Below are 13,965 nucleotides of genomic sequence, written 5' to 3' on the forward strand. Positions count from 1 at the left end.
TATGGGGCGCGCACTCGGTTTTGACCGTGAAAAATACATTGAACTGCAGTCGGAGCACATCAACGCTCGGCGCAAAGAAATCGGCGGGAAGCTTTACCTCGAGATGGGCGGCAAGCTTTTCGACGATATGCACGCCTCCCGCGTGCTGCCCGGTTTCACGCCGGATAACAAGATTGCGATGCTCGAGCGCATCAAGGATGACGTAGAAATCCTCGTTTGCATCAATGCCAAGGACATCGAGCGTCAGAAGATGCGCGGTGACCTGGGAATCCTTTACGAAGATGACGTGCTGCGGCTTGTCGACGTCTTCCGGGACCGCGGCTTCCTGGTCAATAACATCGTCATGACCCAGCTCGAGGATGGCAATAGCCAGGCGGAAGCCTTCATCGAGCGCCTTGAGCGTTTGGGGCTCACCGTGGCACGCCACCGCATCATTCCGGGCTACCCCGCCAATATCGACCTCATTGTCTCCGAGGATGGCCTGGGCAAGAACGACTATGTTCAGACCACCCGTGACCTCGTGGTGGTCACCGCGCCGGGGCCGGGATCCGGCAAGCTGGCTACCGCGCTCTCGCAGGTCTACCACGAGAATCTGCGCGGCGTGCCTGCGGGCTACGCCAAGTTTGAGACCTTCCCCATCTGGAACCTGCCGCTCGATCACCCGGTGAACCTGGCCTACGAGGCCGCCACCGTGGACCTCAACGACGCCAACGTCATCGACCACTTCCACCTTTCCGCGCATGGCGAATCGACGGTGAACTACAACCGCGACGTCGAGGCCTTCCCGCTGCTGAAGTCTCTGCTGGAGCGCCTGACCGGCACCGTTCCCTACCAGTCCCCAACGGACATGGGCGTGAACATGGTGGGCTTTTGCATCACCGACGATGAGGTCTGCCGCGAGGCCTCCCAGCAGGAGATCATTCGCCGCTACTTCAAAACTTTGGTGGAAGAAGCCCGCAACGGTCTTGATTCCACGCAGTCCGAGCGCGCTGCCGTGGTCATGGCGAAGGCCGGCATTAAGTCCACCGACCGTCCGGTTGTGCTCCCGGCACGTCAGAAGTCGGAAGAGACGCAAGGCCCGGCAGCCGCGCTGCAGCTTCACGACGGCACCATCATCACCGGCCGCACCTCCCCGTTGCTGGGCTGCTCCGCAGCCGCGCTGCTCAATGCGCTCAAGCACTTGGCCGGCATCGATGATGACCTGCACTTGTTGTCCCCGGAATCCATCGAGCCCATCCAGACGTTGAAGACCAAGCACTTGGGCTCGCAGAACCCGCGCCTGCACACCGATGAGGTGCTCATCGCGCTGTCGGTATCCGCGGCGAAGGACGAGAACGCCCGCCGCGCGCTTGATGCGCTCAAGGAGCTTCAAGGCTGCGATGTCCACACCACCACCATCTTGGGTTCCGTGGACGAGGGCATCTTCCGCAACCTCGGCGTCCTGGTAACTTCTGATCCGGTCTTTGCCCGCAAGAGCGCGCTGTACCAGAAGCGCTAAGATTCTCCCGAACACTGGACGGAAGCGTTATCTCCGTAGGCATTCCCCCAGACCTGGAACCCGAAAGGTGCAGGTGAGCGGCGCCCAGCGCTTGCCGACGTCCCACCGCCCACCAGGGAGTTTCGGGATCGAGGTCTGGGGGTTTGGCCTGGGCCAACCCACGCGAGTGGACAAAGTGCAGGGGAGGGATCATGCTCCCATCCCGTATTCCAGCCAGGGTTTCTACCAGGTCGCCTAGTCAACCACTGAAGTCCCGGGAAAGAGGCACGCAGAAAAAGACGAAACTCAATCAGTCGTTCGCAATCGAAGAACGAAGCCACCAATACCCCGGGCTAACTAGCTCAAGAAGTCATCCTGGTATTGCTGCACCATTGAATCGAAATCACGATCACGTTCAAAACCTAAGGCTTCCACTCTTGACACATCGAAATTTCCCGGCCAGCTTGTAACTATCGCAGCAATACTCTCATCAGGCTTGTCACTAACAAGCTTTCTCGTTTCAGAGCCAGCCACACGCTCAAGCGAATCCAGCATTTCGCCAACCGTGACACAAATTCCTGGAAGATTCATAACTCTCCACGAGCCGAGTTTTGAGCCTTCAACTAAGAGTGCCCTTCCAAGATTACGAACTGCTACTTGCGGCGATGCAAGCCACATTCTCGTATCGTGCGGCACGGGGACCTCCGACGGCACACCGTTAAGAGGCTCACGAATGATCCCGCTAGCAAATGAGCTCGCGGCAGAATTCGGTTTACCAGGTCGCACCGAGATCGTAGGGAGTCGGCAAATGCGAGCATCTACGAAGCCTTTTCGTCCATACTCATTGACAAGCAGCTCTCCAATGGACTTGGTTGCCCCATAGGTAGAGTCAGGCTGAGTGGCCCAGTATTCAGGCATTACTTGCGGAAGACTGCCCCCAAACACGGCAAGAGAGCTCGTGAAGACGAACCGTGCAGGATGAGCCCCCTTAGCGCTACGAGTATGACGCACGGCCTCGAGAAGACAACGAGTGCCATCTATGTTGACACTCAATGCCGAATCAAAATCCGCCTCCGAACCACCCGAAAGCACGGCTGCTAAATGGATAACTGCATCAGTTTCTCCAGTGATTGCTTGTAGGACAGTCTCTCGATCGGTGATCTCTCCAACCACGGAGCGCACGCGCGGATCTGACACCCGGGCAGCAGCAAGGTCAAATGAAACAATCTCGTTCAAATCAAGCTTGCCGTGGTCTGCCTCGGAAAGAAAATGCTGAATAAGCAGGGTCCCGAGAAAACCCGCACCTCCAGTGATAACGATGTTCATACTTGCTCCTTATGAAGAATGTAGTGGCCGCCAGCGCCCCGCCCCTCTCGTATTGAGGATGGGCTTCGCCAGTCACTAACAGCCAAGAAAAGGTTCTGAAGACCATGGCATAGAAAATGGGGTGAATTCCTTCCGATAGGGAGGAATAAGAAAGTCATAAACCACTTTCGTGAACCAATGCACTGCGGAAGTGATGAGGCTTTTCTATAGCAATAAGCGTTCGAAAAACAAAGCAGAATTTATATTTAGCGCACGCGCATCAATCATAGGTAGACTCCCCTCAATGCAAGTGATGTGAGATACTTTTAACATCCTACCGTAAGACACCTCACATTGAGTCTTTTATTCTTGTCAAGGACTGAATGGGCGGCACCCTTGCGGGCTTATTGCCTTTCACCAAGTTTCTGGAACCGAGGAGGATTTCTAATGTCCCCAACAACGCTCGTGCTGCTCGGCATTGCTGCGGTAGCTCTCATTCTCTTTTTGATCATTAGAGCAAAGACCCATCCATTTATCGCGATGCTACTTGTGTCGATCGCTTTGGCACTTGCAGCGCGCGTACCGCTTTCGGAAGTTGTACCTCTACTCAAAGATGGTATGGGAGGAACACTCGGAGGTGTCGCTCTCATTGTCACGCTTGGTGCAATGCTCGGTCGAATAGTGGAAGTCTCAGGTGGCGCTGAAGTACTAGCTCGTTCTCTTGAGAAAAACTTCGGCGAGAAGCGCGCACCATGGGCACTAGGCGCTGCCTCATTTATTTTTGGTATTCCGGTCTTTGTTGATGTAGCGACAATCGTGCTCGTTCCAATCACACTTGCCGTGGCCCGTCGAATGGGTGGAAAAACAAATATGCTTGCCTACGCCTTGCCTGTAGTTGCTGCTTTGCTAACAGTGCATGTAGTTCTCCCACCGCACCCTGGAATCGTTGGCGCCTCAGAGCTGATGCAAGCTGATGTAGGCATGGTTCTTTTACTTGGTCTGATTCCTGCCGTCGTTATGTGGCTGGTAGGCCAAGTGTTCTCAGGTTTCATAGTCAAGAAGGTTTTTTCTCCGGTGCCAGCTGTTGGTAGTCAAGCCGCCGGAACTACCGCAAACCAAGACGTCGAAGTTGATGATGGAGGGGCACCGTCAGTGGGGCTCGTTCTTGCCACGATTCTCCTCCCTCTTGTGCTCATTATGGGTGGCACCGTATCTACACTCATGCTTGATGAAGGTACCGCAGTACGGGATTTCCTGGGCTTCGTTGGTGACTCTCCCATCGCTCTTTTCATTGGCGTCATATTCGCGACTGGGGTCTTAGGTTTTGCACGTGGCTGGGGCAAGGAACAGGTAGAGGACGTTGTAGCCTCGGCACTTCCTGCTACGGCCGCAGTCATCTTGATCACTGGCGCAGGGGGGACCTTCGGCAAAGTCTTGACTGAAACCGGTGTTGCCGATGCTGTAGCTGATTTGCTGGTGTCCACGGGGCTACCAGTGCTCGTGCTGGCATGGTTGCTTGCAGCTTTTATTCGCGCAGCCCAAGGGTCCGCAACCGTTGCGGCACTTACAACTGCCCCATTAGTGGCACCAATGATTGCCTCCCTGGAGCTTAATGGATTGCAAGTAGCACTGGTGACTGTGACTGTCGGCATCGGCTCGATGGCATTTAGCCATGTAAATGATTCTTTGTTCTGGGTGTGGAGCCGCTACTTCCAAGTAGATACCGCATCAGCGTTGAAGTCTTACACAGTGACGACAACGATCATGTCAATAGTTGGATTCGTTGTAGTTGGAATCTTGTGGCTAGTACTAGGAGCAATGGCGTAATGGAAAGGCATGAAAAAATGAATCTTTTTGAGGCACCATCGAGGCGTCTTCTGGTGCTTGACGACGACCCTACTGGCTCACAGTGCGTTTCGAACGTCGAAGTGGCCCTCGATACTGATCCATCTATTCCGGCCGAGGTGCTACAGAACCGAGGTTCAGCGTGTTTTGTCCTCACGAATTCGCGCGCCCTCGATGAAGACGCTGCCGTAGAAATCAACCGCAAAATGGTTGGGTCCGTAGTCGAACGCTTGGAAGACTGCCGCGGCCTACATGTTGTTTCTCGCTCGGATTCAACGCTTCGCGGCCACGTAATCGCAGAGCCAAATGCAATTGCTGATGCGCTTGCGGAGCACAACATCGAAGTAGATGGCTTTTTGTTCTGCCCGGCGATGATTGAAGCAGGCCGATTCACTAAAAATGATGTTCACTTCGCCATAGTGGACGGAAAAGCGCAACAGGTGGAGGACACTGACTTTGCGAACGACGCAACATTTGGGTATTCCCACTCGAACCTTGCGGACTTTCTTGAAGAGAGGTCTGGTGGGATAGTCCGCGCGGAGGAGTGTGTCTCAATAAGTCTCACCGATATCCGCGACGGTGGCGTAGAAACGGTCAAGGCAAAGCTCGTCGAGGCGAAGAATCGACGCTGGATAATAGTTAATGCCACCGAATATTCCGACATGGATATCGTGTCAGAAGCAGTGGCAGAACTCGAAGAACAGGGCAAAGTGTTTGTGACTCGTTGCGGCCCTTCCTTCGTTCGCTCCCTAGCTGGGCAGCGAAACGCTCAACTGATTACTTCTGATTCCTTAGAAATTGATCCATCACGCACAGCTCATGGGCTCGTCGTCGTTGGCTCACACGTAGGGCTCACGAGCCAACAGCTTGCAGTACTTCAGCAGCGAAGCAATCTCCATGAGTTTGAGCTGCAGGTTCCTAAGCTGCTCGATTCAGGATCCCGTGAGCAGCATATCGATGAGGTTTCAATGCGTGTGAGAGAAGCGCTAGCGAGTTCCGATTGCGTCCTGTACACGAGTCGAGAACTGATTAGGACAGAGTCAAAGGCTGAATCTCTCGCGATCGCACGACAAGTCTCTGATGCAGTCGTTGCAGTGGTGCAAGCAGCAAGGGAAGCACGTCCAGCCTGGGTCGTCGCCAAGGGAGGTATTACATCCCACGAGGTAGCGGCTTCGGGCCTCGGGATTCAGCGTGCCAAGGTCCAAGGTCAGTTTTATGAGGGGCAGATTAGCTTGTTTACTGCTACCGAAGCTCCTGAAGACGTGATCGGAGTACCGTACGTAGTTTTCCCGGGAAATGTAGGCGGTAAGGAGGCTTTGGCAGAGGTCGTTGAAAGGCTACGAGCTGCCACGACAGATGCTTAGGCTTATCCTTTTCTCACTAAAGAATAGGGCCAACCTTAATCCGCATATCAAAAACTGCGAATCTACCCGATGACTACATACACCGAGAGTAGATTAGCTGGAAAATTTCACAGTACCTACCAATTTATTTTTACACTCAAGGGAGTTTTAAGTGCGCACCACTCCAAAAGTTGCCTGGATCGGGCTCGGCGCCATGGGAGGGCCAATGGCCCTCGCAACCGCATCAGCTGGAATGAGCGTCACGGCATTTGACGTCCAGCCCTCTTCACTCGAATCAGTAGCACCTCAAGTGAGCGCTGCCTCTAACGCTCGTGAGGCTGTTTCTGGTGCCGACGTCACCGCGATTATGGTGGCAACTGGAGACCAGTTGCAATCCGTCCTATTCGGAGAAGAAGGAATTTCCCCTCACCTTTCTCAAGGTTCAGTAATTCTCATTATGGCGACCGTCGGCCCGAAGGCCATTGAACAAGCTGTTGATGGCCTTGCGGGTACAGGCGTACATGTCGTTGACGCACCAGTGTCTGGCGGCGTCGCACGAGCAAAAACAGGGGATCTACTCATGATGGTGTCTGGCGACAGTTCCGCTGTGGCCGTCGTTCAGCCACTTCTGGATGCAATGGCGTCAAACGCCCCCGTAGTCGGCGAACGTCCTGGCGACGGCCAGCGTTTCAAGATCGTAAATCAGCTGTTGTGCGGCGTCCATATCGCAGCTGCTGGCGAAGCACTAGCTCTAGCGGATTCGATGGGGCTGGAAGTCTCCCGGGTGCACAAGGTGCTTGGAACAGGAGCTGCAGCTAGCTTTATGTTTGGTGATCGCGGGCAGAGGATGGTTGATGAGGCCTTTGATGAGGTGCGTAGTGCACTCGATATCTTTGTGAAGGATATGGGACTAGTCGGGGAAGCTGCACGAGAAGTACACCAAGAAGTACCACTTGCAGTTACGGCGGAGCAACTTTATATCAGAGGACATCGCGAGGGAGTGGGGCGTAAGGACGATTCAATCGTCTTCAAACTGCTACGCGGCGAGCATTGATGAGTATTGACTTAGGCGACCGACTTCGACGCCTCCAGCGCACACCGCATTTCCCCAGACCTAAAACCCGCAACCTGCAGGTGAGCGGCGCATAGCGCTTGATTCCGCCGTGGGCGTTATACCGCAGCTGCTCTGCGCCGTCCTCATCGACGATCTTCCAACCATTACGGGTGATTTCACGGGCGACGACACTGTGGTGCCTATTGATTTTCTGCGCGATGGCTCGTGCCGAATCACCGACACGACATCCCGCTTCAATAGCAACACGGTCTTCAACAGTAAGCCTGCGACCACGCCCTACTAAGGCGTGTTTGTCGAATACGCCGCTAGGAAATCCATCGACGGCTTGAGTTTTCATCGGTGCTGGCATACCAGAATCTTTACCCAGCTTCTTGCCTGTATCTGGTATAGACACCACCGCCTCATCAGGCGTTCGGCGATGTCGCTGCCGGCGTGACTTCGCATACCGCTGCTTCCTTATCCACTCATACACGGTAGAAGGATGCACACCGATAGCATCAGCCACTGTCTGACAGTTCTCACCAGCAAGCACTCGCTCCACGGCCTGGGCACGTTCATCAGGTGACAAGTGGGCGCGTCTAGGCCGCACTTCGATTACACCAGCTTTCTTTAACCTGCTGTGAAGCAAGCCAGTCGATATTCCAACAGTCTGTGCTGCTTGATTGATCGACATACCTGCACGCACCAACCCAACAGCCTCACGGACAAACGGATCACGCAGACGACTCGCACGCCTGCCAGGAGGCTCGACACCTCTTACCCTCAACCAACCGTAAACCGTATCGGGACCCACACCCACATCACGCGCGACGAGACTAACTGCCTCACCTGCCACCACGCGCTCAATAGCGGCTTCCTTAACATCCTTCGGAGTCCAACGCGTCACAACTACCTCCCGGTCGAAGTGGCGCATTCACCCCTTGACAGCACGCAGGTGGGCGTCGGCAAGCGCTTGGCGACGCCCCACCACCCACCAGGAGGTTTCGGGATCGAGGTCTGGGGCTTTGGGCTAAAAGCGGTTGCAGCGTTGGGCCCAAAAGATTGGGGTTTTACCTCGCAGCGGGCTTAGACTTGCGGGCGTGACTATTGGCAAGACTCTCCTCTACTACTGCTTTACTCCTATCGAGGACCCCACCGCGATCATGCTGTGGCAGCGCTCCCTGTGCGAGAAGCTCGGGCTAAAGGGCCGTATCCTCATTTCGGAGCACGGCATCAACGGCACCGTGGGCGGGGACATGGATGCGTGTAAGCGCTACGTGCGCGAGACCCGCGAGTACCCGGGTTTCAAGAAGATGGAGTTCAAGTGGTCCGAGGGCGGAGCGGAAGACTTCCCGCGCCTGTCGGTCAAGGTGCGCGATGAAATTGTGGCCTTCGGCGCGCCGGGCGAGCTCAAAGTGGATGAGAACGGCGTCATCGGCGGTGGTGTTCACCTCAAGCCCGAAGAGGTCAACAAGCTGGTGGAGGAGCGTGGCGAGGAAGTTGTCTTCTTCGACGGGCGCAACGCCATGGAGGCGGAAATCGGCAAATTCAAGAATGCCGTGGTTCCGGATGTGCGCACGACCCACGACTTCATCGCCGAACTCGAGTCCGGAAAATATGACTGGATGAAGGACAAGCCCGTGGTCTCCTATTGCACGGGTGGTATTCGCTGCGAAATCCTCTCCGCGCTGATGAAGAACCGTGGCTTTAACGAGGTCTATCAGATTGACGGCGGCATCGTCCGCTACGGAGAAAGGTACGGCAACGATGGCCTGTGGGAAGGCTCGATGTACGTCTTTGACAAGCGCATGCACCACGAGTTTGGTCAGGGCCTAGAGGATCCAGGCTTTATTCAGCTCGGCCACTGCGTGCACTGTGGGAAGGGGACGAATACCTTCCACAATTGCATTAATGAGGACACGTGCCGCAAGCAGGTGCTCATTTGCGATGACTGTATCCAGCACGTGGAAACCCAGCACTGTGGGCGTCCAGATTGCGCCGAGGTGGCTGCGGCCCAGGCGCAGGCCTAGCTTTCGCTAGTTTTCAAGCACCGGGGTGAGCAGGATCTGGATGTCGTTGATGCACCAGATCATGAAGTTGCCGGCCATGACCCAGAAAATCGCCATCCAACCGCGCCAGCGCACGTAGGCCTTGAGTTTGCGCACCATGATGACGGCGCAGCCGATCATGCCGATGAAGGGGATGATCAGCGTCGTCGTGGCGAACACCGTGCGCTGGGTCCTTGTGCACAGCCAAGCGGCGAACTCCACGCGGAGGCAGTCGGTCGTGGTTCCGAAGAACCTGAAGAATCCAGCGAGGAGGAGCGCGTACAGCGCCGAGCTCACAAGGATAGCCACCATAAACCACAGCGCCTGGCGCGAGGAGCGGCGGTTGGCCTCGGCGACGGCGAGGGGATCGGGCTCGTCGGCAAGCTCATCAAAGCTGCGGGGCTCGGGGCGAGGCAGGTTGGTATAGTCCGCGTCGGACGTGAGATCATTTTCGGGGTGCTCTGCTGCCATGCTGTGCAAGTCTAACGTGCTTCGGGGTCATAGGTGCTCGGGCAGACCAGGACTGGCACGCCCACGTGGGGGAGTAGTTCGGTGGCGGTGCTGCCGATGAAGACGCGCTCGATCGGTCCCATGGGGGAGGAGCCCAAGCAGAGCAGGTCGCCCTTCTTCCACTTGAGCGAATCCACCGCGCCGGACCAGCCGTGGCCGCTGCCGATGTCCGTCGTGACGGAAATCTCCGGGAAGGCCTCTGCGATGAAATCGTGGGCGCGGTCCAACAGCGAGAGCGAGTGCTCGCGCCAATTGGGGGCGTCGGAGGGAAAAGTGGGGGAGTATTCGAGGGGGACGTCGACCAGCCCCTTGGCGGAAAACGCCAGGATACGCAAGGGGATGCCGCCGCGCTGCGCAATGCAAGCTGCGTGCCGGAGGGCGGGATCGTCAGCGCGGCCAAGTTCGGTGAAGGCGAAATTGATGCGCGTCACTCCGTGCTTGGACAGCTTGATACCGCGCGGGGTGAGACCCACGGGAAGCGGCGAGTAGTGCAGCAGCGCATCGGCGGTAGAACCGGAGAAGAAACGGCCCTTCGGCGCGGACTGGTTGGCCCCTAGGAGGATGACGTGAGCGTTGAAATCCGTAGCCGCTTGCTCCAGCAGCTGCGGGCGGGACGGTCCCGCGATGAGAACGGAGACGTTCTTATCGAGCTGGGCCTTGTCCACCCCGGCTGCGTCCAAGGCCTGCTTAACGGCGCGTTCGCAGGTTGCGCGCTCCTTCTTGAACCACTGCTTATAGGAGCCGCTGAGCTTGCTGAGCGACGTCACGGTGAGGGGTTGCGAAATCGTGGATACAACCCGGATCTGAACGGGCGTGGAACGCGCAAGCCATGCGGCAAACTCGATGGCCTCGGTGCCTGTGGAGCTAGGACTCCACGAGACGAGTACGCGAAGCGGGGGGATACGGTCTTCCGAGGAGGACTGTCCTTCCGCGGGGTGTGAAGATTTCTTAGCCATTCATCAAAAGGATCGGGGTCGTTTCCTTCATTATCGACCCTTCACGCTTTAAAATAAAATCCGTTCTACCGGCGCTTTTTGGTCTATTTTCCGTCCATGGTGGGGCGGTACACATCCGCGAGTTTGGAAATCAGGTTGACCAAAGAATTGGCGTCCTTGATGTCCTCCGGTTCAAGCCAGCGCAGGATCTCGGCCAAAGCTGCCGCACGCTGGCGGGAGACGATGGTCAGCTCGGATTCGCCGAGCTGGGTGAGGGCGACGAGAACGCCGCGGCGGTCCTTTTCGTCGCGGTGCCGTTCCACGAAGCCTTGGCGCTCCAATTGGTACAGTGCATTGGACGCGGTGGGCATCCGGATTAGCTCTGCTTGGGCAATGGTGCTGACGCGAGAGGGCCCACGCAGGCGCAGCTGATTCATGATCGAGACCTGCGAGGTGGTTAGGGACGTGCCCTCCGTTGTGCGCTGGAAGATGAGCATGAGCTTATTGAGCGCGGGCTGGATCTGGCGGGCAACATCCAGGGCGTCCTCGTAGGGGATCGGGGATTCGATAGTTTCTTCACTCATGGAAAATAAGTGTAGCTACAATCCACTCGCGGCGGTAGTTAGCTGACTAAAAAAATTAGGTTTTGCGTCGCGAAGTGCCCAAGGGGAGCCTAGATTGTTGACGCTGCCCGCACTACACTGTCCGGCGTGAATTCTCCGTCCAAGGCAGAGTCTGCAAAGACAAGGCCAGAAGTGGCCTACCGCAACGAAGTCTCCTATGAATGGGAGCGCGCACAGCATCTGCGTGAGCTTCGCGCGGGAAAAGTGACGCGCGAAGAATTGTGTGATGCTGGTTTTCTCCTCCGCGCGGCGGCGGAGCATCATGGCGTTGACATGCAGAAGCCTTGCCCGGTGTGCGGAGAAGAGCTGCGACTGACCCGCTGGGTTTATGGCGACTCTTTAAAGCGCCGTGCGGGAAGCGCGCGCAGCGCGGCGGAAATTGCAGAAATGGCGGCCGAGGGACTGGAGTTTACAGTGCATTTCGTGGAAGTGTGCCCGGCATGCCGCTGGAATCATCTGCTTCGAGCGGCCACGGTCTATGCTCGAAGGTAGTTTTGGCTTCCCAGTTCACGCCGGTAAGCTGCATGTATTTACAGTTTCTGTACAGGATTGATGAGGACACGGATTAGTGACCGAGAAGGAAACCTCCGGGCGAAAGTCAGGTAATCGCAAGAAGAGCGCCTCGCACAGGAGTAGGCGTTCGTCCGGCCGCACACGCCGCTGGCCGTGGATTGTGCTCGCTGTCTTATTCGTAATTGTCGGCATCCCCGCCTTGCTCTTTGGGTACGCGTATACGCAATACGACGTCCCCGAGCCCAAGGAGCTGCAGCCGAGCCAGATTTCCACGATCGTCGCCGGCGACGGCGAAACCCAGCTGGCCAAACTAGTTCCACCGGAGGGCAACCGCCGCCAGGTGACCCTGGATGAGATCCCGGATTACGTTGAGGATTCTGTCCTCGCGGCCGAGGACCGCGAGTTCTGGACCAACTCGGGCTTTTCCTTTACAGGTCTGGGCCGTGCCGTCTTGGGCAAGCTCACCGGTGATGCTTCCGCCGGTGGTGGCTCGACGATTACTCAGCAGTATGTGAAGAATACTCTCGTTGGTGACGAGTACTCCTACGTCCGCAAGATTCGTGAGCTCATCTACTCGGTGAAGATGACCAACGAATGGTCCAAGGAGGACATCCTCAACGCCTACCTCAACACGGTCTACTTCGGCCGCAACGCGTATGGCATCGAGGCTGCATCCAATGCGTACTTTAATAAGGACGCCAAGGACCTCACTAAGGAAGAAGGCGCGCTGCTGGCGGGTGTTATCCAGTCGCCGTCTGTCCTCGATCCGTGGGTAGATGAGGAACGTTCTCATGCTCGTTGGGACTACGTCATGGATGGCCTCGTTGAGATGGGTGACCTGGATCAGGCTGAACGCGATCAGTTGGTCTTCCCGGAAACTCGCGATCCGTCTGAGTATTCCGCTTACACCGAAGCGCCAGGCGCTTATGGCCACATCAAGAACCAGGTCATCGATGAGCTGTCCCGTGTGGGCATCACTGAGGATCAGCTGGCCACCGGTGGTCTGAAGGTGACGACGACCATTGATATGACCGTCCAGAATGCATCGACGGATGCCGCCCACGCAGAGCTGGGAGTGCTGCAGGAAGATGCACGCGCGGCAGCAGTCACCATTGACCCGGCCACGGGTGCCGTGCGTGGCTACTACGGCGGTGACGATTCCAACGGCTGGGATTATGCCAATTCCCCGCTGCAGACAGGTTCAACCTTCAAGATTATGACCCTGGCCGCAGCGCTCCAGCAGGGCATCGATCTCAATACTTATTACTCCTCGGCGCCCTACCAGCTGCCTGGATCGCAGCTCGTGACCAACGACGTGGGTGCCGGCTGCGGTAGCTGCTCCATCGCTGAGGCAATGAAGAATTCTTATAACACGTCCTTCCTGCGCCTCCAGGATGACTTGGAAAACAAGACGCAGGACACCGCGGATATGGCGCATGCGTTGGGCGTGCCGCGCAGTCTTCCGGGGATTGAAAAGACCCTCACTGAAAATGGTGGAACGCCGTACGAGGGCATCGTGCTGGGCCAGTACCAGTCGCGTCCGCTCGATATAGCGACGGCAATGGCCACCTTGACCAACCAAGGCATATGGCATCAGCCGCACTTCGTGGAAAAGGTAGAAAACGCTGCCGGCGAAGTCCTCTACGAGAACCCGACCGACGGCGGTGAACGCCGTGTCTCCGCCAACGTGGCCAACAACGTGATCTCCGCGATGCAGCCAATTGCCGCATGGTCCAATGGTGCGCTAGCTGGCGGACGCCCGTCTGCCTCCAAGACTGGTACGACGCAGCTGGGCGATACGGGCCAGAACAAGGATGCGTGGATGGTCGGTTCCACGCCGCAGCTGGCTACAGCAGTGTGGGTAGGCACGGCCGACAACACCTCCGCGATCTTTAATCAGTGGGGTGGAATCATGTACGGCTCCAACTCGCCGACGAAGATCTGGAAGTCCATCTTGGACACCTCTCTGGCCAACGTGGAGCAGCAGCCCTTCCCGCAGGCCTACCCGATTAACTACGGCGTCGGCAGCTGGGGCTCGGGATATGTCTATGATCCGAGCCAGACCACCACGTGGAACCAGACGCCGGCAAGCCCGGAGAGTGACAGTCCCGAGGGTGAAGAGGAAGCACCTGCCGAGGGCGGCGAGCACCACGACGAGGGTCAGGGCGGTAGCCCAGAGCAGCCGGCCCAGCCTGAGCAACCTGAGCAACCCGCTAACCCTGAAGTACCTTCGCTCGATGACATCCTTAATGGAGATGGCCTCGACCAACTGCTTGGCCAATAGGAGATTGATCCCCCGGTGAGCCATCACA

Annotated in this window: 11 protein-coding genes and 2 pseudogenes; 7 read left to right on the plus strand and 6 right to left on the minus strand. The window is 56.9% G+C overall.

Annotated features, from left to right (window positions below; translation table 11 throughout):
• The first annotated feature begins 1 nt into the window (after position 1).
• Positions 2 to 1,498, plus strand: coding sequence for a DUF1846 domain-containing protein (locus QKE52_RS11315; RefSeq protein WP_347948835.1), 1,497 nt, complete (start codon positions 2 to 4; stop codon positions 1,496 to 1,498).
• A 336-nt stretch (positions 1,499 to 1,834) separates the two neighbouring features.
• Here the strand turns inward: QKE52_RS11315 and denD are convergent, their stop codons facing one another.
• Positions 1,835 to 2,803, minus strand: a complete 969-nt coding sequence (gene denD, locus QKE52_RS11320) for a D-erythronate dehydrogenase (RefSeq protein ID WP_070510162.1) — start codon at positions 2,801 to 2,803, stop codon at positions 1,835 to 1,837.
• A gap of 426 nt (positions 2,804 to 3,229) precedes the next feature.
• On the opposite strand from denD, the gene QKE52_RS11325 reads away from it, so the two are divergent.
• From QKE52_RS11325 to QKE52_RS11335, 3 genes are all read left to right on the plus strand, one after another.
• Complete coding sequence (locus QKE52_RS11325; protein WP_070547020.1) at positions 3,230 to 4,609, plus strand: gluconate:H+ symporter; 1,380 nt, start codon at positions 3,230 to 3,232, stop codon at positions 4,607 to 4,609.
• Positions 4,609 to 5,991 carry a four-carbon acid sugar kinase family protein gene (locus tag QKE52_RS11330; protein WP_070510168.1) on the plus strand — a complete coding sequence of 461 codons (1,383 nt, stop codon included), beginning with the start codon at positions 4,609 to 4,611 and terminating at the stop codon, positions 5,989 to 5,991. The genes QKE52_RS11325 and QKE52_RS11330 overlap by 1 nt, the downstream gene beginning before the upstream one ends.
• A gap of 151 nt (positions 5,992 to 6,142) precedes the next feature.
• Complete coding sequence (locus tag QKE52_RS11335; RefSeq protein WP_083317774.1) at positions 6,143 to 7,024, plus strand: NAD(P)-dependent oxidoreductase; 882 nt, start codon at positions 6,143 to 6,145, stop codon at positions 7,022 to 7,024.
• A gap of 109 nt (positions 7,025 to 7,133) precedes the next feature.
• Here QKE52_RS11335 and QKE52_RS11340 read toward each other — a convergent pair.
• Positions 7,134 to 7,489 (minus strand): annotated as a pseudogene (locus tag QKE52_RS11340) (helix-turn-helix domain-containing protein); the annotation flags it as partial.
• 19 nt (positions 7,490 to 7,508) lie between these two features.
• A pseudogene (locus QKE52_RS11345) lies at positions 7,509 to 7,958 on the minus strand (helix-turn-helix domain-containing protein); the annotation flags it as partial.
• A 166-nt stretch (positions 7,959 to 8,124) separates the two neighbouring features.
• On the opposite strand from QKE52_RS11345, the gene QKE52_RS11350 reads away from it, so the two are divergent.
• Entirely contained in the window at positions 8,125 to 9,054 is a 930-nt protein-coding gene (locus tag QKE52_RS11350; protein ID WP_347948837.1) for a rhodanese-related sulfurtransferase, read from the plus strand.
• Positions 9,055 to 9,060: 6 nt separating this feature from the next.
• Here QKE52_RS11350 and QKE52_RS11355 read toward each other — a convergent pair whose 3' ends face one another.
• The 3 genes from QKE52_RS11355 to QKE52_RS11365 form a co-directional block, all read right to left on the minus strand.
• Positions 9,061 to 9,543, minus strand: coding sequence for a hypothetical protein (locus QKE52_RS11355; protein ID WP_049154484.1), 483 nt, complete (start codon positions 9,541 to 9,543; stop codon positions 9,061 to 9,063).
• Between the two features lie 11 nt (positions 9,544 to 9,554).
• Positions 9,555 to 10,538: a universal stress protein gene (locus QKE52_RS11360; RefSeq protein ID WP_046648787.1), complete on the minus strand. Its 984-nt coding sequence runs from the start codon at positions 10,536 to 10,538 to the stop codon at positions 9,555 to 9,557.
• Between the two features lie 83 nt (positions 10,539 to 10,621).
• Positions 10,622 to 11,101 carry a MarR family winged helix-turn-helix transcriptional regulator gene (locus tag QKE52_RS11365; RefSeq protein WP_046648788.1) on the minus strand — a complete coding sequence of 160 codons (480 nt, stop codon included), beginning with the start codon at positions 11,099 to 11,101 and terminating at the stop codon, positions 10,622 to 10,624.
• Positions 11,102 to 11,272: 171 nt separating this feature from the next.
• On the opposite strand from QKE52_RS11365, the gene QKE52_RS11370 reads away from it, so the two are divergent.
• Positions 11,273 to 11,632, plus strand: coding sequence for a DUF5318 family protein (locus tag QKE52_RS11370; protein WP_084739001.1), 360 nt, complete (start codon positions 11,273 to 11,275; stop codon positions 11,630 to 11,632).
• Positions 11,633 to 11,708: 76 nt separating this feature from the next.
• A complete protein-coding gene (locus tag QKE52_RS11375) occupies positions 11,709 to 13,937 on the plus strand; it encodes a transglycosylase domain-containing protein (RefSeq protein WP_347948838.1) in 2,229 nt (742 codons plus the stop codon).
• Positions 13,938 to 13,965: the final 28 nt, after the last annotated feature.

The sequence above is a fragment of the Corynebacterium sp. c25Ua_47 genome, assembly GCF_039907205.1.
Lineage (GTDB): Bacteria > Actinomycetota > Actinomycetes > Mycobacteriales > Mycobacteriaceae > Corynebacterium > Corynebacterium hiratae.